This is a genomic window from Escherichia sp. MOD1-EC6300 (genome assembly GCF_002965045.1).
GTDB classification, from domain to species: domain Bacteria; phylum Pseudomonadota; class Gammaproteobacteria; order Enterobacterales; family Enterobacteriaceae; genus Escherichia; species Escherichia coli_F.
In genome coordinates this window covers 151,238-171,108 of sequence record NZ_PTRH01000007.1, presented here as the reverse complement: position 1 = coordinate 171,108, position 19,871 = coordinate 151,238, and the positions used below count along the sequence as shown (strand labels likewise).

Annotated in this window: 15 protein-coding genes and 1 pseudogene; 5 read left to right on the top strand and 11 right to left on the bottom strand. The window is 52.2% G+C overall.

Annotated elements, in window-relative coordinates; translation table 11 throughout:
• From rsmA to lptD, 4 genes are read right to left on the bottom strand one after another with little or no spacing between them, the layout of a single operon-like run.
• Entirely contained in the window at positions 1 to 822 is an 822-nt protein-coding gene (rsmA, locus tag BGE37_RS13075) for a 16S rRNA (adenine(1518)-N(6)/adenine(1519)-N(6))-dimethyltransferase RsmA (protein WP_001065381.1), read from the bottom strand.
• Positions 819 to 1,808: a 4-hydroxythreonine-4-phosphate dehydrogenase PdxA gene (gene pdxA / locus BGE37_RS13070; protein ID WP_105288079.1), complete on the bottom strand. Its 990-nt coding sequence runs from the start codon at positions 1,806 to 1,808 to the stop codon at positions 819 to 821. The genes rsmA and pdxA overlap by 4 nt, the downstream gene beginning before the upstream one ends.
• Entirely contained in the window at positions 1,808 to 3,094 is a 1,287-nt protein-coding gene (gene surA / locus BGE37_RS13065) for a peptidylprolyl isomerase SurA (protein WP_000800457.1), read from the bottom strand. Before surA ends, pdxA begins: the two co-directional genes overlap by 1 nt.
• A gap of 52 nt (positions 3,095 to 3,146) precedes the next feature.
• Complete coding sequence (gene lptD / locus BGE37_RS13060) at positions 3,147 to 5,501, bottom strand: LPS assembly protein LptD (protein WP_000746151.1); 2,355 nt, start codon at positions 5,499 to 5,501, stop codon at positions 3,147 to 3,149.
• 254 nt (positions 5,502 to 5,755) lie between these two features.
• Here lptD and djlA point away from each other — a divergent pair, with 254 nt between their 5' ends.
• Both djlA and espY1 read left to right on the top strand, forming a co-directional pair.
• Positions 5,756 to 6,571: a co-chaperone DjlA gene (djlA, locus tag BGE37_RS13055; RefSeq protein ID WP_001200573.1), complete on the top strand. Its 816-nt coding sequence runs from the start codon at positions 5,756 to 5,758 to the stop codon at positions 6,569 to 6,571.
• A gap of 294 nt (positions 6,572 to 6,865) precedes the next feature.
• The gene (espY1, locus tag BGE37_RS13050) at positions 6,866 to 7,627 is read left to right on the top strand and encodes a T3SS effector EspY1 (RefSeq protein WP_088541454.1); all 762 of its coding nucleotides are present in this window, start codon (positions 6,866 to 6,868) and stop codon (positions 7,625 to 7,627) included.
• Between the two features lie 16 nt (positions 7,628 to 7,643).
• Here the strand turns inward: espY1 and BGE37_RS13045 are convergent.
• The 4 genes and pseudogenes from BGE37_RS13045 to polB all read right to left on the bottom strand — a co-directional run.
• A pseudogene (locus BGE37_RS13045) lies at positions 7,644 to 7,822 on the bottom strand (transposase DNA-binding-containing protein); the annotation flags it as partial.
• Positions 7,823 to 8,032: 210 nt separating this feature from the next.
• Entirely contained in the window at positions 8,033 to 8,692 is a 660-nt protein-coding gene (gene rluA / locus BGE37_RS13040; RefSeq protein WP_000525176.1) for a bifunctional tRNA pseudouridine(32) synthase/23S rRNA pseudouridine(746) synthase RluA, read from the bottom strand.
• 11 nt (positions 8,693 to 8,703) lie between these two features.
• Positions 8,704 to 11,610 (bottom strand): RNA polymerase-associated protein RapA, encoded by a 2,907-nt coding sequence (rapA, locus tag BGE37_RS13035; RefSeq protein WP_001117011.1) that lies wholly within the window; start codon positions 11,608 to 11,610, stop codon positions 8,704 to 8,706.
• Between the two features lie 163 nt (positions 11,611 to 11,773).
• On the bottom strand, positions 11,774 to 14,125 hold the full coding sequence (gene polB, locus BGE37_RS13030) for a DNA polymerase II (RefSeq protein WP_105288078.1): 2,352 nt from the start codon (positions 14,123 to 14,125) through the stop codon (positions 11,774 to 11,776).
• A 296-nt stretch (positions 14,126 to 14,421) separates the two neighbouring features.
• Here polB and BGE37_RS13025 point away from each other — a divergent pair, with 296 nt between their 5' ends.
• The 3 genes from BGE37_RS13025 to BGE37_RS13015 are packed head-to-tail and all read left to right on the top strand — an operon-like array spanning position 14,422 to position 15,554.
• Positions 14,422 to 14,754, top strand: coding sequence for a hypothetical protein (locus BGE37_RS13025; protein WP_105288077.1), 333 nt, complete (start codon positions 14,422 to 14,424; stop codon positions 14,752 to 14,754).
• A 12-nt stretch (positions 14,755 to 14,766) separates the two neighbouring features.
• Complete coding sequence (locus BGE37_RS13020; protein WP_223663084.1) at positions 14,767 to 15,114, top strand: hypothetical protein; 348 nt, start codon at positions 14,767 to 14,769, stop codon at positions 15,112 to 15,114.
• On the top strand, positions 15,111 to 15,554 hold the full coding sequence (locus tag BGE37_RS13015; protein ID WP_046082469.1) for an SMI1 / KNR4: 444 nt from the start codon (positions 15,111 to 15,113) through the stop codon (positions 15,552 to 15,554). Before BGE37_RS13020 ends, BGE37_RS13015 begins: the two co-directional genes overlap by 4 nt.
• 46 nt (positions 15,555 to 15,600) lie before the next feature.
• Here the strand turns inward: BGE37_RS13015 and araD are convergent, their stop codons facing one another.
• The 3 genes from araD to araB all read right to left on the bottom strand — a co-directional run bounded on the left by araD (position 15,601) and on the right by araB (position 19,678).
• Positions 15,601 to 16,296 carry an L-ribulose-5-phosphate 4-epimerase gene (gene araD / locus BGE37_RS13010; protein ID WP_000888652.1) on the bottom strand — a complete coding sequence of 232 codons (696 nt, stop codon included), beginning with the start codon at positions 16,294 to 16,296 and terminating at the stop codon, positions 15,601 to 15,603.
• 168 nt (positions 16,297 to 16,464) lie between these two features.
• The gene (gene araA / locus BGE37_RS13005) at positions 16,465 to 17,967 is read right to left on the bottom strand and encodes an L-arabinose isomerase (protein WP_105288076.1); all 1,503 of its coding nucleotides are present in this window, start codon (positions 17,965 to 17,967) and stop codon (positions 16,465 to 16,467) included.
• Between the two features lie 10 nt (positions 17,968 to 17,977).
• Positions 17,978 to 19,678: a ribulokinase gene (araB, locus tag BGE37_RS13000; protein ID WP_105288075.1), complete on the bottom strand. Its 1,701-nt coding sequence runs from the start codon at positions 19,676 to 19,678 to the stop codon at positions 17,978 to 17,980.
• Positions 19,679 to 19,871: the final 193 nt, after the last annotated feature.

The following is a 19,871-nucleotide window of genomic DNA, read 5'->3' as shown; positions in this document are numbered from 1 at the left end:
TTAACTCTCCTGCAAAGGCGCGTTCTCCGCCAGATAGTTCGCCATCTGGCAATATTGCGCGACAGAGATATTTTCCGCTCGCATCGCCGGGTCGATCCCCATTCCTGTTAATACCTCGACGCTAAACAGGTTGCCGAGGCTGTTACGAATGGTTTTACGACGCTGGTTAAAGGCTTCGGTGGTGATGCGGCTCAACACGCGAACATCTTTAACCGGGTGAGGCATCGTTGCATGAGGAACCAGGCGCACGACGGCGGAATCCACTTTGGGTGGTGGTGTAAAGGCTGACGGCGGTACTTCCAGCACCGGGATCACGTTGCAATAGTATTGCGCCATGACGCTTAATCGACCATACGCCTTGCTGTTCGGTCCTGCAACCAGACGATTCACCACCTCTTTTTGCAACATAAAGTGCATGTCGGCAATGGCATCAGTATAGCTAAACAGATGGAACATCAACGGCGTGGAGATGTTATAAGGCAGGTTGCCGAAAACACGCAGCGGCTGGCCCATTTTCTCGGCCAGTTCGCCAAAGTTAAAGGTCATCGCATCCTGCTGATAAATCGTCAGTTTCGGGCCTAAGAATGGATGCGTTTGCAGACGTGCCGCCAGATCGCGGTCAAGTTCGATGACCGTCAGCTGGTCCAGACGTTCGCCGACCGGTTCGGTCAATGCCGCCAGACCGGGGCCGATTTCGACCATCGCCTGGCCCTTCTGCGGGTTAATGGCAGAAACAATGCTGTCGATCACGAACTGATCGTTGAGAAAGTTTTGCCCGAAGCGTTTACGGGCTAAGTGGCCCTGGTGGACTCGATTATTCATTGGGTGTTAACAATCATTTTGATGGCGAGATTAAGCGCCGTAATAAAACTGCCGACATCGGCTTTGCCACGTCCCGCCAGTTCAAGCGCGGTGCCGTGGTCCACTGATGTGCGAATAAAGGGCAGGCCCAGCGTAATGTTCACACCGCGCCCGAAGCCCTGGTATTTTAGCACGGGAAGACCCTGATCGTGGTACATCGCCAGCACGGCGTCGGCGTTATCGAGATATTTCGGCTGAAACAGGGTATCGGCAGGCAGCGGCCCGTTAAGTTTCATCCCCTGCGCCCGCAGCTCGTCGAGCACCGGAATAATGGTGTCTATCTCTTCCGTACCCATATGACCGCCTTCGCCTGCGTGCGGATTCAGCCCGCAGACCAGAATGCGCGGTTCGGCAATACCAAATTTGGTCCGCAAATCGTGATGCAAAATAGCAATCACTTCGTGCAAAAGCGCAGGGGTGATAGCATCTGCGATATCGCGCAGCGGTAAATGCGTCGTTGCCAGCGCCACGCGAAGTTCTTCGGTCGCCAGCATCATCACCACTTTTTTTGCCTGTGAGCGCTCTTCGAAAAACTCGGTATGACCGGTAAATGGAATGCCAGCGTCGTTAATAACGCCTTTATGCACGGGGCCTGTGATCAGCGCAGCAAATTCACCGTGCAGACAGCCATCACACGCTCGCGCCAGCGTCTCCACCACATAATGCCCATTTTCAACCGCTAACTGCCCCGCAGTGACAGATTCACGTAGCGCGACAGGAAGTAGCGTTAATGTGCCCGCAGTTTGCGGTTGTGCAGGGGAGTTGGGGGTATAAGGGCGGAGGGTGAGCGGCAAACCGAGCATCGCTGCCCGGTCGGTAAGGAGAGTGGCATCGGCACAAACAACCAGTTCGACCGGCCACTCACGCTGTGCAAGCTGGACAACTAAGTCCGGGCCAATCCCGGCGGGCTCGCCGGGAGTGATCACAACACGTTGGGTTTTAACCATTAGTTGCTCAGGATTTTAACGTAGGCGCTGGCACGTTGTTCCTGCATCCAGCTTGCTGCTTCTTCCGAGAACTTACGGTTCATCAGCATGCGGTACGCACGATCTTTCTGCGCAGCGTCGGTTTTATCGACATTACGGGTATCCAGCAGCTCGATTAAATGCCAGCCGAATGAAGAGTGAACCGGTGCACTCATTTGACCTTTGTTCAGGCGGGTCAGCGCATCACGGAAGGCTGGATCGAAAATATCTGGTGTAGCCCAGCCGAGATCGCCGCCCTGGTTAGCAGAGCCTGGATCCTGAGAAAACTCTTTCGCTGCAGCGGCAAAAGTCGTTTTACCACTCTTGATATCGGCAGCAATTTGCTCCAGTTTCACGCGGGCCTGTTCGTCGGTCATGATCGGCGACGGTTTCAGCAGAATATGGCGAGCATGAACTTCGGTCACCGAGATGTTTTTGCTTTCACCGCGCAGGTCGTTAACTTTCAGAATATGGAAGCCAACGCCGGAACGAATCGGGCCAACAATGTCGCCTTTCTTCGCGGTGCTTAATGCCTGGGCGAAGATCCCCGGCAGCTCCTGAATGCGACCCCAGCCCATCTGGCCGCCGTTCAGCGCCTGCTGGTCGGCAGAGTGAGCAATCGCCAGTTTACCGAAATCAGCGCCGTTACGCGCCTGATCGACAATGGCACGCGCCTGGCTTTCCGCTTCGTTCACCTGATCAGAGGTCGGGTTTTCTGGCAGCGGAATCAGGATGTGGCTCAGGTTCAGCTCAGTGCTGGCATCGTTTTGGTTACCCACCTGCTGCGCCAGAGATTCGACTTCCTGCGGCAGGATAGTGATGCGACGACGCACTTCGTTGTTACGCACTTCAGAGATAATCATCTCTTTGCGGATCTGGTTACGATAGGTGTTGTAGTTCAGACCGTCGTAAGCCAGACGGCTGCGCATCTGATCCAGCGTCATGTTGTTTTGCTTCGCGATGTTAGCAATCGCCTGATCGAGCTGCTCATCGGAGATTTTCACTCCCATTTTCTGCCCCATCTGCAGGATGATTTGATCCATGATCAAACGTTCCATGATTTGGTGGCGCAGCGTCGCGTCATCAGGAAGTTGCTGTCTTGCCTGAGCAGCGTTCAGTTTTACCGACTGCATTAATCCATCAACGTCGCTTTCCAGCACGACGCCGTTATTGACGACGGCTGCGACTTTATCGACTACCTGGGGGGCAGCGAAACTGGTATTCGCGATCATGGCGATACCGAGAAGCAGCGTTTTCCAGTTCTTCATACTTTTTCCATTTCAATTAACCGCACTGCGGATTACGTGGTAAATCAACAAATCACAAAGTGTTTTGATACGGCAGAATGTTCGAACGCAGCATCTCTTGCGTACCCAGACCGTAGTTGGAGCTCAGGCCGCGAAGTTCGATGTTAAAGCCGATTGCGTTGTCATATACCGCATGTTGTTTATCGTTATCCCAACCGTTCAGCTTCCGCTCGTAACCGACGCGAATCGCATAGCAGCAGGAGCTATATTGCACACCTAACATAGAGTCGGCTTGCTTGTTCGCATTGGTGTCGTAGTAGTAGGCCCCGACAATTGACCAACGATCGGCAATTGGCCAGCTGGCGACGGCACCTACCTGCGAAATACCATTCTTATACTGCTCTGCCGTGGAATAGTACTTAGGCAGCGTAGCCTGAATATATTCCGGGCTGGCGTAACGGTAGTTCAACTGCACCAGACGGTCTTCATCCCGACGGTATTCAATGCTGGAGTTACTGGTGGCTACGTTATCCAGGCGCGTGTCGTACTGAATCCCGCCACGCAACCCCCAGCGCTCGGAGATACGCCAGTAGGTATCGCCTGCCCATACCAGTGAGCCCGTTTTGTCGTCATTCTCCCATGTTATGTTGTCATCGCCAGTGCGAGACTCCGTGAAATAGTAGATTTGACCAACGGAAATATTAAAACGTTCAACGGCAGCATCATCATATATGCGAGATGTGACACCGGTCGTCACCTGGTTAGCGGAGGCAATACGGTCAAGACCGCCATAAGTCCGGTCCCGGAACAGGCCTGAGTAGTCAGATTGCAGCAGAGACGAGTCGTAGTTATAGATGTCGCTCTGATCGCGATACGGCACGTATAAATACTGCGCGCGCGGTTCCAGCGTTTGGGTATAACCCGGAGCCAGCATTTCCATATCGCGTTCAAAGACCATTTTGCCGTCAACTTTGAATTGTGGCATCACACGGTTAACGGATTCGTCCAGCTTGGTTGTGTTTCTGGAGTTATACCAGTCAAGATTAGTTTGCTGATAATGGGTTGCCAGCAACTTCGCTTCGGTATTGATGCTGCCCCAGTTATTAGAGAGCGGCAAATTGATGGTCGGTTCCAGGTGAACACGGGTTGCTTCAGGCATGTCGTCTCTGGTGTTAACAAAGTGCACAGCCTGGCCGTAAATGCGCGTATCAAATGGACCAACATCATTCTGGTAGTAGTTAACGTCTAACTGCGGTTCTGCCGAGTAGCTACTGGTGTTCTGTTCGCTGAAGACCTGGAACTGCTTGGTTGAAACGGTGGCATTGAAGTTTTGTACCGCATAGCCAACGCTGAATTTTTGCGTTGCGTAGCCGTCAGTACTGGAACCGTACTTGTTATCGAAATCATTGAAGTAGCTAGGATCGCTGACCTTGGTGTAGTCGACGTTGAAACGCCACACCTGATCCATGACCCCGGAGTGGTTCCAGTAGAACAACCAACGACGTGAACTGTCATCGTTCGGGTGTTCATCTTCATAGACTTTATCGGAAGGCAGATAGTCCAGTTCCATCAAACCTGCGCCCGCCTGGGAGAGGTAGCGGAATTCGTTCTCCCACATGATGTTGCCACGACGATGCATATAATGCGGCGTGATGGTGGCATCCATATTTGGCGCGATGTTCCAGTAATATGGCAGGTAGAACTCAAAGTAGTTGGTGGTGGTGTACTTGGCGTTCGGGATCAAGAAACCAGAACGACGTTTGTCACCCACCGGCAACTGCAAATACGGGCTATAAAAGATCGGTACCGGACCCACTTTAAAGCGGGCGTTCCAGATTTCCGCAACTTGTTCTTCGCGGTCATGAATAATTTCGCTACCTACTACGCTCCAGGTGTCGGAACCCGGCAGACAGGAGGTAAAGCTACCGTTATCCAGAATGGTATAGCGGTTTTCACCACGTTGTTTCATCAGGTCCGCTTTACCGCGACCCTGGCGACCCACCATCTGGTAATCACCTTCCCAGACGTTGGTATCTTTGGTGTTCAGGTTCGCCCAGCCTTTCGGCCCTTTGAGGATGACCTGGTTATCGTCGTAATGGACATTACCGAGCGCATCAACGGTACGTACTGGCTCCGGTTGTCCTGGTGCCTCTTTTTGATGGAGCTGCACTTCGTCGGCCTGCAGACGGCTGTTACCCTGCATGATATCCACGCTGCCAGTAAACACGGCGTCATCCGGGTAGTCCCCTTTCGCGTGGTCAGCATTGATAGTCACGGGTAAGTCATTGGTATCGCCCTGTACCAGAGGACGGTCATAGCTTGGCACGCCCAACATGCACTGTGAGGCGAGGTCGGCTGCCAGTCCCTGTTGACTATAAAGGGCGGTGGCAATCATGGTGGCCAGGAGAGTGGGGATACGTTTTTTCATACGTTGATTTTATTGTTCCATCATCGGTAACGTTGCGCGTGACAAACGGTCAGAGACTAACGTACTCGTCATCTCTACGCTAGTGTTAATCCTGTCCGAATAGCGTCAGTGGTGTTAGGCACGGCATTGAATGACAGGTATGATAATGCAAATTATAGGCGATGTCCCACAATTGACCGCAGCCGGAAAACGGTAAAAGCACCTTTATATTGTGGGAGATAGCCCTGATATCCGTGTGTCGATTTGGGGAATATATGCAGTATTGGGGAAAAATCATTGGCGTGGCCGTGGCCTTACTGATGGGCGGCGGCTTTTGGGGCGTAGTGTTAGGCCTGTTAATTGGCCATATGTTTGATAAAGCCCGTAGCCGTAAAATGGCGTGGTTCGCCAACCAGCGTGAGCGTCAGGCGCTGTTTTTTGCCACCACTTTTGAAGTGATGGGGCATTTAACCAAATCCAAAGGTCGCGTCACGGAGGCTGATATTCATATCGCCAGCCAGTTGATGGACCGAATGAACCTGCATGGTGCTTCCCGTACTGCGGCGCAAAATGCGTTCCGGGTTGGAAAATCAGACAATTACCCACTGCGCGAAAAGATGCGCCAGTTTCGCAGTGTCTGCTTTGGTCGTTTTGACTTAATTCGTATGTTTCTGGAGATCCAGATTCAGGCGGCGTTTGCTGATGGTTCGCTGCATCCGAATGAACGGGCAGTGCTGTATGTCATTGCTGAAGAATTAGGGATCTCCCGTGCCCAGTTTGACCAGTTTTTGCGCATGATGCAGGGCGGTGCACAGTTTGGCGGCGGTTATCAGCAGCAATCTGGCGGTGGTAACTGGCAGCAAGCGCAGCGTGGCCCGACGCTGGAAGATGCCTGTAATGTGCTGGGCGTGAAGCCGACGGATGATGCGACCACCATCAAACGTGCCTACCGTAAGCTGATGAGTGAACACCATCCCGATAAGTTGGTGGCGAAAGGTTTACCGCCTGAGATGATGGAGATGGCGAAGCAAAAAGCGCAGGAAATTCAGCAGGCCTATGAGCTGATAAAGCAGCAGAAGGGGTTTAAATAACCCTGTAAATGATGCTGAGTAACTGCCCACGATTAAAGGTGGCCGCCCTGGCGGTCACTTCTTTGAGAAAAGGCGTTTACTCAGAATGGTGGACAGGCTCAATGCACGGTTTACGGGAGGGGGTCTGTTGGTTTTATCGCGTTGACCCTGCTTAAGGTTGAGAGCTTTACGACGAGCGGAATTATATTTTTACGTCTTAAAAATAAAAAACACATATCTGAATGAGCGATTTTTGAAAGTATATTTATTCAGAGCGCGCATCATGAGTTTTTAACTCAATGCGAGGCTATTACCATGAAAGTATCAGTTCCAGGCATGCCGGCAACACTTTTAAATATGAACAATAACGATATTTATAAGATGGTGAGCGGGGACAAGATGGACGTGAAGATGAATATCTTTCAACGCTTGTGGGAGACGTTACGTCATCTGTTCTGGTCAGATAAACAGACTGAGGCTTATAAACTTCTGTTCAATTTCGTGAATAAAAAGGCTGGCAACATCAACGCCTCAAAATACTTTACTGGGGCTGTCAACGAGAATGAGAAAGAAAAGTTTATCCATAGTCTGGAATTATTCAATGAACTCAAAACATGCGTAAAAAATCCGGATGAGATGGTCGCAAAGGGCAATATGCGCTGGGTCGCCGAGACCTTCGGTGATATCGAGTTAAGTGTCACTTTTTTTATTGAAAATAAGGAGATATGTACTCAGACGTTGCAGCTGCATAAAGGCCCAGGTAACTTGGGCGTTGATCTTAGAGAGGCTTACCTTCCCGGCGTTGACATGAGGGATTGTTACTTTGGTAAAAAAATAATGAAATATAGCAATGAAAACCTTTACATGAAACCTGGGTGGAATGCTAACCTGGACGGTGCTACCCTGGACGGTGCTATCCTGGACGGTGCTACCGTGGACGGTGCTACCCGCCTATATGCTGAGGTAATTATTATTAATAAAATCACCCCCAAAAAAATTGTTACTGAAGGAGTTGCTACTAAACAAAGTACTGCTGAAAAATTATTGCCAACGCAATTATTGAATGATCCAGAATAAGCTAAGGTTGAAGGGGCTGGAACGCCCCTTCAACCTTAGCAGTAGCGTGGGATGATTTCACAATTAGAAAGACCTGCATGATGAGCTAGAGAAGAGGCTGGTGATGCAAGGCGTCGTGCACGACGCGGATCACCGAGATGGGCATCGCCAACCAGACGGCTAATTAGCCCATGAATAACAATCAGAAAGGACCATAACAAACCCGATAAAATGAAATATTAGAGACGATCAACGGGTGAAAAAAAGTTCAAAAATTCGCTGTGGAGCAGGAAGGGAATTACCGAATGGAAAGCGTAGCCACACGCAACAACTGAAAGCAGTTTGGCAGAAAAAAAAATCCCCGGACTCGGGGATTTATGTACAAGAGGCAGCCCTTAGGATGAGGGTATAAACATACAGGAAAGGTTAAAAATCCGCTGGCGCTTTAAACGTCATACTATTGCCATACGCCGGATGGGTAATCGTCAGCATCTCTGCATGTAGTAACAAACGCGGTGCCATAGCTCTCGCTTCTGGTGATGCATAAAAACGATCGCCGAGAATCGGATGACCCAGCGCCAACATATGCACACGCAGCTGATGCGAACGCCCGGTAATCGGTTTTAACACCACTCTTGCCGTGTTATCCGCTGCATACTCCACCACTTCATATTCCGTCTGCGCAGGCTTGCCCGTTTCGTAACAGACTTTCTGTTTTGGGCGGTTTGGCCAGTCGCAAATCAGCGGCAGATCTACCAGACCTTCTGCAGGGGATGGATGCCCCCAGACGCGGGCCACATACTGCTTTTTCGGCTCGCGCTCGCGGAACTGGCGTTTTAACTCCCGCTCCGCGGCTTTGGTCAGCGCCACTACAATCACGCCACTGGTAGCCATATCCAGACGATGCACCGATTCCGCCTGCGGATAATCACGCTGAATGCGCGTCATCACGCTGTCTTTGTGCTCTTCCAGACGACCCGGCACAGACAACAAACCGCTCGGCTTGTTGACCACCATAATATGGTCATCCTGATACAGGATAACCAACCAGGGTTCCTGCGGTGGATTGTAGTTTTCCATCCCCATTTTCGGCTCCGTTACTGATGCGTCACAACGATCAAACGCAGGGCATCCAGACGCCAGCCTGCCTGATCCAGACTTTCCATTACCTGCTGACGGTTGCTCTCAATAGCGGTCAGTTCGTCGTCACGAATGTTCGGGTTCACTGCGCGCAGCGCTTCCAGACGAGACAGCTCGGCAGACAGTTTTTCGTCGGCTTCGTTACGCGCTGCATCAATCAATGCACGGGCAGATTTCTCGATCTGCGCTTCACCCAGCTGAAGGATAGCGTGAACATCTTGCTGCACGGCATTAACCAGCTTGCTGCCAGTGTGGCGGTTAACCGCGTTAAGCTGACGGTTAAAGGTTTCAAACTCCACCTGCGCCGCCAGGTTGTTGCCATTTTTATCCAGCAGCATACGTACCGGCGTCGGCGGCAGGAAGCGGTTGAGCTGCAACTGCTTCGGAGCCTGGGCTTCAACGACATAAATCAGTTCCACCAACAGCGTACCTACCGGCAACGCTTTGTTTTTCAACAGTGAAATCGTGCTGCTACCGGTATCGCCAGAGAGGATCAGATCCAGACCGTTGCGGATCAGCGGATGCTCCCAGGTAATAAACTGCGCATCTTCACGCGCCAGCGCCACTTCACGATCAAAGGTGATGGTGATGCCATCTTCCGACAGGCCCGGGAAGTCCGGCACCAGCATATGATCGGACGGCGTCAGCACGATCATGTTGTCGCCGCGATCGTCCTGATTGATACCGATAATATCGAACAGGTTCATGGCGAAGGCGATCAGGTTGGTATCGTCATCCTGCTCTTCAATGCTTTCAGCTAATGCCTGCGCTTTTTCGCCACCGTTGGAATGGATCTCCAGCAGGCGGTCACGACCCTGTTCCAGCTGTGCCTTCAACGCCTCGTGCTGCTCGCGGCAGTTTTTGATCAGATCGTCAAAGCCTTCGGTTTGATCCGGTGAGGCCAGGTAGTTAATCAGATCGTTATACACGCTATCGTAGATAGTGCGTCCGGTCGGGCAGGTGTGCTCGAATGCATCCAGACCTTCGTGATACCAGCGTACCAGTACCGACTGAGCGGTTTTTTCCAGATAAGGCACATGGATCTGAATATCGTGCGCCTGACCGATACGATCCAGACGACCAATACGCTGCTCCAGCAGATCCGGGTTGAACGGCAGATCGAACATTACCATGTGGCTGGCGAACTGGAAGTTACGCCCTTCAGAACCGATTTCCGAACACAGCAGCACCTGCGCGCCGGTGTCTTCTTCGGCAAACCATGCCGCAGCGCGGTCACGCTCAATAATCGACATGCCTTCGTGGAACACCGCGGCGCGGATACCTTCACGCTCACGCAGTACCTGCTCCAGTTGCAGCGCGGTAGCGGCTTTAGCGCAGATCACCAGCACTTTCTGAGAGCGATGGCTGGTCAGGTAGCCCATCAGCCACTCAACGCGCGGATCGAAGTTCCACCAGGTGGCGTTATCGCCTTCAAATTCCTGATAAATACGCTCCGGGTAGAGCATATCGCGAGCGCGATCTTCGGCACTTTTACGTGCGCCCATAATGCCGGACACTTTAATCGCCGTCTGATACTGCGTCGGCAGCGGCAGCTTAATAGTGTGCAGCTCGCGTTTCGGGAAGCCTTTCACACCGTTACGCGTGTTACGGAACAGCACGCGGCTGGTGCCGTGGCGATCCATCAGCATGGAAACCAGTTCCTGACGGGCGCTCTGGGCATCTTCGCTGTCGCTGTTTGCCGCCTGCAGTAACGGCTCAATATCCTGCTCGCCGATCATCTCACCGAGCATGTTCAGTTCATCATTGCTCAGTTTGTTACCTGCCAGCAGCATGGCAACGGCATCTGCTACTGGACGATAATTTTTCTGCTCTTCAACGAACTGCGCGAAATCGTGGAAACGGTTCGGGTCCAGCAGGCGCAGACGGGCGAAGTGGCTTTCCATCCCCAGTTGTTCCGGGGTCGCAGTCAGCAGCAGAACGCCGGGCACATGCTCTGCCAGTTGTTCAATGGCCTGATATTCACGGCTCGGCGCATCTTCGCTCCACACCAGGTGATGCGCTTCATCGACCACCAGCAGGTCCCATTCGGCTTCACAGAGATGTTCCAGACGCTGTTTGCTACGACGGGCAAAATCCAGCGAACAAATCACCAGCTGTTCGGTGTCGAACGGGTTGTAAGCGTCGTGCTGGGCTTCGGCGTAACGCTCATCATCAAACAGGGCAAAACGCAGGTTGAAACGGCGCAGCATTTCTACCAGCCACTGATGCTGTAAGGTTTCCGGGACGATAATCAGTACACGTTCAGCAGCGCCAGAGAGCAGTTGCTGATGCAGGATCATCCCGGCTTCAATGGTTTTCCCTAAACCCACTTCGTCAGCCAGCAGGACGCGCGGCGCATGGCGGCGACCAACATCATGAGCGATGTTGAGCTGATGGGGGATCAGGCTGGTACGCTGACCGCGCAGGCCGCTGTACGGCATACGGAACTGTTCGCTGGAATATTTACGTGCGCGATAACGCAGCGCAAAGCGGTCCATACGGTCAATCTGCCCGGCAAACAGACGGTCCTGCGGTTTGCTGAACACCAGTTTGCTATCAAGGAAAACTTCACGCAGGGCTACGCCGGACTCTTCAGTATCCAGGCGAGTACCGATATAGGTCAGCAAGCCATTTTCTTCTTTTACTTCTTCGACTTGCATCTGCCAGCCGTCATGGCTGGTAATGGTATCACCAGGGTTGAACATCACGCGGGTCACGGGGGAATCACTGCGTGCGTACAGACGGTTTTCACCAGTAGATGGGAAAAGTAAAGTGACAGTTCGCGCATCCACCGCGACAACGGTTCCAAGTCCCAATTCGCTTTCTGTATCGCTGATCCAGCGTTGACCAAGTGTAAAAGGCATATGTGTTCGGCTCTATATCTTTAATTGCAGGCAATAACCACCCGCTACCGTGCTTATGAGGTAGTGGTGTTATTCAGGTCCAGGAATGGAAAGGGCGCTATGGTACTGGATGGCAAAGCATTCGTCACGCATCAAAATGGTATCTGGCGAACTCTTTTTTTGCTCAAAATAGCCCAAGTTGCCCGGTCATAAGTGTAGCAAAATTATCCTCAATAAAAGGGAGTATTCCCTCCGCCACGGGTTGTAGCTGGCGGGTCAGATAGTGTTCGTAATCCAGCGGTGAACGTTGGTAGTCCAGCGGCTCCGGGCCGTTGGTGGTCCATACGTACTTAATGGTGCCGCGGTTCTGATATTGCAAGGGGCGACCGCGCTTTTGGTTTTCTTCATCCGCAAGGCGTGCGGCGCGTACATGAGGCGGCACATTACGCTGGTATTCGCTCAGTGGACGGCGAAGGCGTTTACGGTAAACCAGCCGTGCATCCAGTTCGCCAGCCATCAGTTTGTCGATGGTTTCGCGGACGTACTCCTGATATGGCTCGTTGCGGAAGATACGTAGATATAGCTCCTGCTGAAACTGCTGGGCCAGCGGTGTCCAGTCGGTGCGCACGGTTTCCAGCCCTTTAAACACCATCCGCTGCTTATCGCCCTCCTGAATCAGCCCGGCATAACGTTTTTTACTGCCGGTATCGGCTCCGCGAATGGTTGGCATCAGAAAACGGCAGAAATGGGTTTCATACTCCAATTCCAGTGCGCTAGTCAGCCGTTGCTGTTGCAACGTTTCTGCCCACCAGGCGTTAACGTGCTGCACCAGTGCACGACCGATTTTCGCCGCTTCTTCTTCCGAATGTGCGCCTTTCAGCCAGACAAACGTTGAGTCGGTATCGCCGTAGATCACGTCGTAGCCCTGCGCTTCAATCAACGCTTTGGTTTGCCGCATGATCTGATGACCACGCATGGTGATCGACGATGCCAGGCGCGGATCGAAGAAGCGACAGGCGGTAGTACCGAGCACGCCGTAAAAGGCATTCATAATGATCTTCAGCGCCTGCGACAGCGGTTTATTGCCCTGGCGTTTGGCTTCATCGCGCCCGTGCCAGATGTTAGTCACAATCTCCGGCAGGCAATGTTTCTCCCGCGAGAACCAGGCATCGAGAAAGCCTTCGGTACTGTGCTCTGGATCAGGCTGCGCCATACCTTCTACCAGTCCGACGGGATCAATCAGAAAGGTGCGGATGATCGACGGGTACAGGCTTTTATAGTCCAGCACCAGTACCGAATCATAAAGCCCAGGCCGCGAATCCATCACATAGCCGCCAGGGCTGGCGTGCGGCGGCACTTCGCCGAGATTAGGCGCGACATAACCAGCGCGATGCATTCGCGGAAAATAGAGATGACCAAACGCCGCCACCGATCCCCCGTGCCGATCTACCGGCAGGCCGTTAACCGTCGCTCGTTCGAGTAAAAACGGCATGATTTCAGTTTTGTGGAAGATCTGCGTCACCAGTTCGCAATCTTTCAGGTTATAAGTTGCTAGCGCAGGTTTATCTTCGGCGAAACGGCGGTCAATTTCGTCCATCCGATCCCACGGGTTATCGATAGATTTTCCTTCGCCTAATAACTCCTGAGCGACGGTTTCCAGCGAGAATGAAGAGAAATTCCAGAACGCGGATTTCAGTGCCTCGATACCGTCGATAATTAGCCGCCCTTTGGCCTGGGCAAAAAAGACACCGTTTTTAAAGCCGTGCTCGCGCCACTCCAGCTCACTGTTATCGCGCCCCAGCCGCAGCGGAATACGATAACGCTCGGCATGTTTTTGCAGCATTCGCAGATCGAATTGCACCACGTTCCAGCCGATGATCACATCGGGATCGTGGTTAGCAAACCAGGCGTTGAGTTTTTCCAGCAGATGCGGACGACTGGCGACGTACTCCAGTTCGAAATCAAGCGCGGAGGCATCGCCATTCTCCGGCCCCAGCATATAAACGATGCGCTGCCCGCAGCCTTCCAGACCGATGCAGTACAGTTCACCGTGGCGGGTGGTTTCAATATCAATAGAAACCCACTTGAGCGGCGGGCGGTAGTCGGGATGCGGTTTCAGACGGGCATTAACGATAGCGCCATTGCGCATATCACCCTCGACCCACACCGGTGAGGTGATAAACCGCTCCATCAGATAGCGTTCTGGCGGGCGCACATCGGCCTCGTAGACGGTAACGCCACCTTCACGCAGGCGCTTTTCGTAATTCATTAACTGGCGATGGGCGCGACAGTAAAGGCCATACACCGGCTGGCGATGAAAATCCTTTAACGCCAGCGGCGTCAGGCGAAAGCCTTGTTCACCCTGCAAAATATGCTGGGCGCGGGGAACCTGATCGGCGGGAATAAACGCCACGGACTCTTGCGGTGCAAGCGTAACCTGCAACGGCCCGTTGTCCGTCGCCAGCCAGAAGGAGACCTCTGTCCCTTGCGGGGTGTCCCGCCAGTGTCGGGTTAAGATAAAACCTGCCTGCGCCACGCTGAAAATCCATCAAAAAACCAGGCTTGATTATAGCCTGGTTTTTTACTGAACACTGATATTTTGTACAGTAATGTTTGACGAAACGGCATCAACCATCTTCGGTTTCTCATGCGATAAAAAGGTTCCTGCTTTATTCAATGATTACATTTTCTGATTATCGGACGATTTCTGTTTGGGTTATATTAAGGCATTAGGGTGTAATGCTAATTATATATAAATGGCTGCATATATTCATTATATCTATTGAATTCATTGTTGTGGTGAAAAAATGACTTTAGAAGGATCAAGGGGAAATGAACACACTGCCGAGCGATTGTATTATAGTGGTTAGCATAAGTGATAATTTCATTGAAACGGTAGTGACCGGATATGATAACGTTGAAAAAATGCAACGGTTGGGTTTTTCTGCCGACAATGATCGATTTAGCAAAAATACCAGTAATGAAAATGAGAAACTAAGTGTAATTAGTGAGCTTATTAATGTAGGTGCTTTATTTTGCTTTGGTTATGGTTGGTATCCATCAGAAATTATGGCTGATTATACGCAGAAAGGTATTATTAACAGACCCTATAAAATAATCGCCTGGACTAATAAAACGACATATTTGATTGAAGAGCGTAATTAATTCGGAGGGAAGATGAGAAAGGTTCGGATTACCATTACACTATACTCTTCAACGCAAAAATCGCATCGTGGCCCTTTGTTATCATCTAACCGTTTTTACGGCTGTCCTGTCTTTTTTAAAGGGATTAATGAGTTATCTTCATATGGTTATGGCTGCCGGATTTACATCGACGGCTATGGAAAAACGATTCACCCTGGCGAAATGGTACACAATCTTGAGATGGCGTTTTTAAATCCTGAACTTGTAATGCCGTGGATCAGCTGTGGCAGTGAGTTTCTGCTGTGGGAAGCCGGATTTATAGGTGAAGGCGTTATAACGGATATTTTACCCCAGAAGTATAAGAAAAGGATGATGAAATGAGTAAGTTTCCTATTGTTAAATTGCATGAAAAATTCACGCTGGCGTCATGGGAACCCGTATTAGATTATAGTGGACTCGGTCAACTTATAAAAAATTATTTTCACATTGCAATTCCTGATGAGTATTTAACCTTTATTACTCTGATGGCAGACGTTGAATTAAAAGTGATGGATTCAACGTCTTATATCAGAATTTGGGGAGCCGCAGGCTGTAGTGAGATGAATGCCGCATACCATATTCAGGATTATATTCCACACGCTCTGGCGATTGGCGATGATGAAGGCGGAAAAGTGATTTTTTATGCCGAAGGAAAAGAGGGGTTTGGTTTATATCTCGTCGGTTTTGGTAATTTAGATCTTGATGATGCGGTGTATATTGCCCCTTCATTAGAAGCACTGTTAATTGAGGGAATAGGGGCAGAAATTTTTCTTGCTGCCTGAGTGATAATAAAAAAGAAGCACCTGTTACCCAGATGCTTCTCTTAAATCACTGCCCGTAATATGCCTTCGCACCATGCTTACGCAGATAGTGTTTATCCAGCAATGTTTGCTGCATATCCGGTAACTGCGGAGCAAGCTGGCGGCAGAAAATCCCCATATAAGCGACTTCTTCCAGCACGATGGCGTTATGCACTGCGTCTTCAGCGTTTTTACCCCATGCAAACGGGCCGTGAGAATGGACCAGAACGCCAGGCATTTGCGCTGCGTCGATACCCTGTTTTTCGAAAGTTTCAACGATGACGTTACCGGTTTCCCACTCATATTCGCCGTTGATTTCTGCGTCGGTCATTTTGCGAGTGCAGGGAATGGTGCCGTAGAAATAGTCGGCGTGGGTGGTGCCGGTTGCCGGAATTGACTGGCCCGCCTGCGCCCAGATGGTGGCGTGGCGGGAGTGCGTATGCACAATGCCGCCAATGGACGGGAATGCCTGATAGAGCAGCCGGTGAGTTGGCGTGTCGGAGGAGGGCTTTTTCGTACCTTCAACCACTTCACCGGTTTCGATGCTGACCACGACCATATCGTCAGCGGTCATGACGTTGTAATCGACGCCGGAAGGTTTGATTACAAAGACGCCGCGCTCGCGATCAACGGCGCTGACGTTGCCCCAGGTCAGCGTGACCAGGTTGTGTTTTGGCAGCGCCAGGTTGGCTTCTAAAACCTGACGTTTGAGATCTTCTAACATGTTGACTCCTGAGAGGTCGTTTCCCCTCACCCCGGCCCTCTCCCCAAAGGGGCGAGGGGGAAAAGAATGCCGGATGCGCTTTGCTTATCCGGCCTACAAAATCGGAACGTGTAGGCCAGATAAGACGCGTCAGCGTCGCATCAGGCGTTACATACCTGATGCGGCTACTTAGCGACGAAATCCGTAATACACTTCGTTCCAGCGCAGCGCGTCTTTAAACGCTGGCAGGCGGGTGTCGTTATTAATCACCGTGATTTCAATGTCGTGCATCTCGGCAAACTGGCGCATATCGTTGAGGTTCAACGCATGGCTGAAGACGGTGTGGTGCGCGCCACCAGCAAGGATCCACGCTTCGGAAGCGGTTGGTAGATCCGGCTGCGCTTTCCACAGCGCATTCGCCACCGGCAGTTTCGGCAGGGTGTGCGGCGTTTTCACCGTGTCGATGCAGTTAACCAGCAGACGGTAACGATCGCCGAGATCAATCAAGCTGGCGACAATCGCCGGACCAGTTTGGGTATTGAAGATCAGGCGGGCAGGATCGTCTTTACCGCCAATCCCGAGGTGTTGAACGTCGAGGATCGGTTTCTCTTCTACGGCGATCGACGGACAGACTTCCAGCATATGGGAGCCGAGCACCAGGTCATTACCTTTTTCGAAGTGGTAAGTGTAGTCCTCCATAAAGGAGGTGCCGCCCTGCAGACCGGTTGACATCACTTTCATGATGCGAAGCAGGGCGGCAGTTTTCCAGTCGCCTTCGCCCGCAAAGCCGTAGCCCTGCTGCATCAGACGCTGCACGGCCAGGCCTGGAAGCTGCTTCAGACCGTGCAAATCTTCAAAGGTGGTGGTGAACGCATGGAAGCCACCTTGTTCCAGGAAACGCTTCATCCCCAGCTCAATACGCGCAGCTTCCAGCACGTTCTGCCGTTTTTCGCCGTGGATTTGTGTCGCAGGCGTCATGGTGTAGCAGCTTTCGTACTCATCGACCAGCGCGTTAACATCGCCATCGCTGATGGAGTTCACCACCTGCACCAGATCGCCAACTGCCCAGGTATTGACGGAGAAACCGAATTTGATTTGTGCGGCAACTTTATCGCCATCGGTGACCGCCACTTCACGCATGTTATCGCCAAAGCGGCAAACTTTCAGATGACGGGTATCCTGTTTAGAGACCGCCTGACGCATCCAGGAGCCGATACGCTCATGTGCTTGTTTATCCTGCCAGTGACCGGTAACGACAGCATGTTGCTGACGCATACGCGCGCCAATGAAGCCGAACTCGCGACCGCCATGTGCAGTCTGGTTCAGGTTCATAAAGTCCATATCGATGCTATCCCACGGCAGCGCCGCGTTGAACTGGGTGTGGAATTGCAGCAACGGTTTGTTGAGCATGGTCAGGCCGTTGATCCACATTTTGGCCGGGGAAAAGGTGTGCAGCCACACCACCAGACCAGCGCAACGATCGTCGTAATTCGCGTCACGGCAAATAGCGGTGATTTCATCCGGCGTGGTGCCCAGCGGTTTCAGCACCAGTTTGCAGGGCAGTTTCGCTTCCGTATTCAGCGCATTAACGACGTGCTCGGCATGTTGGGTGACCTGACGCAGGGTTTCCGGACCATACAGATGCTGGCTGCCAATTACAAACCACACTTCATAATTATCAAAAATTGTCATTGTCGTGTCCTTATAGAGTCGGAACGGCCTGGGCAGCCTGTGCCGGGGCGGAAGTTGGAAGATAGTGTTGTTCGGCGCTCATCGCCCATTGCTGATAGCGGCGATAAAGCTGTTCAAAGCGTTGTGCCTGTTCGCTGCGAGGTTGCAGGGTTTTCTCTACCGCACTGGCCATTTTTTGCTGTGCTGATGGGATATCTGCGTGCACTTTCGCGGCGACGGCAGCAAAAATCGCCGCACCGAGCGCACAGCACTGGTCAGAGGCAACAATTTGCAGCGGGCGATTCAGCACGTCGCAGCAGGCCTGCATAATGACCTGGTTTTTCCGCGCGATGCCGCCCAGCGCCATCACGTTATTAACGGCGATCCCCTGATCGGTAAAGCACTCCATAATTGCACGTGCGCCAAAGGCGGTGGCAGCAATCAAACCGCCGAACAGCAGCGGAGCGTCGGTAGCGAGGTTCAGATCGGTAATCACCCCTTTCAGGCGTTGGTTAGCGTTCGGTGTGCGGCGGCCGTTAAACCAGTCGAGCACCACCGGCAGGTGATCCAGAGACGGATTTTTGGCCCATGCTTCGGTCAGCGCCGGAAGCAGTTGTTTCTGGCTGGCGTTGATTTGCTCTTTCAGTTCCGGATGCTGGGCGGCAAGCTGTTCCAGCGGCCAGCCGAGTACGCGACCGAACCAGGCGTAGATATCACCAAACGCCGACTGACCTGCTTCCAGACCGATAAATCCAGGCACCACGCTGCCATCAACCTGACCGCAAATGCCTTTAACTGCCCGCTCGCCAACGCTCTGTTTGTCGGCAATCAGAATGTCGCAGGTGGAAGTACCGATAACTTTTACCAGAGCGTTAGGCTGTGCGCCTGCGCCAACTGCGCCCATATGGCAGTCAAACGCGCCGCCGGAAATCACCACGCTTTCAGGCAGGCCGAGACGCTGCGCCCATTCCGGGCATAACGTGCCCACCGGAATATCGGCAGTCCAGGTGTCAGTGAACAGCGGGGAAGGCAAATGGCGATTGAGGATCGGGTCCAGTTCGTCAAAGAAACTGGCTGGCGGCAGGCCGCCCCAGCTTTCGTGCCACAGAGATTTATGTCCGGCGCTGCAACGTCCGCGGCGAATATCCTGCGGGCGCGTGGTGCCACTGAGCAGGGCGGGCACCCAGTCGCAAAGTTCAATCCACGATGCGGCAGATTGCGCCACGGCGCTGTCCTGGCGCGTCACATGCAGGATTTTTGCCCAGAACCATTCGCTGGAATAAATACCGCCAATATAGCGGGAGTAGTCAACTTTGCCCGGCGCGTGACACAAACGGGTAATCGCTTCCGCTTCTTCAACCGCGGTGTGGTCTTTCCACAATACGAACATCGCGTTCGGGTTTTCGGCAAACTCCGGGCGCAGCGCCAGGACGTTACCGTCGGCGTCAATCGGTGCGGGCGTCGAGCCGGTTGTGTCAACGCCAATCCCGACCACGGTTGCGCGCTGCTCGGCGCTAAGCTCTGCAAGCACGGTTTTCAGCGCCGCTTCCATTGACTCAATGTAGTCACGCGGATGATGACGGAACTGGTTATTTGGGGCATCACAAAATTGCCCTTTCTGCCAACGGGGATACCACTCTACGCTGGTGGCGATCTCTTCACCGGTGGCGCAGTCCACCGCCAAAGCTCGCACAGAATCACTGCCAAAATCGAGGCCAATTGCAATCGCCATCGTTTCACTCCATCCAAAAAAAACGGGTATGGAGAAACAGTAGAGAGTTGCGAAAAAAAGCGTCAGGTAGGATCCGCTAATCTTATGGATAAAAATGCTATGGCATAGCAAAGTGTGACGCCGTGCAAATAATCAATGTGGACTTTTCTGCCGTGATTATAGACACTTTTGTTACGCGTTTTTGTCATGGCTT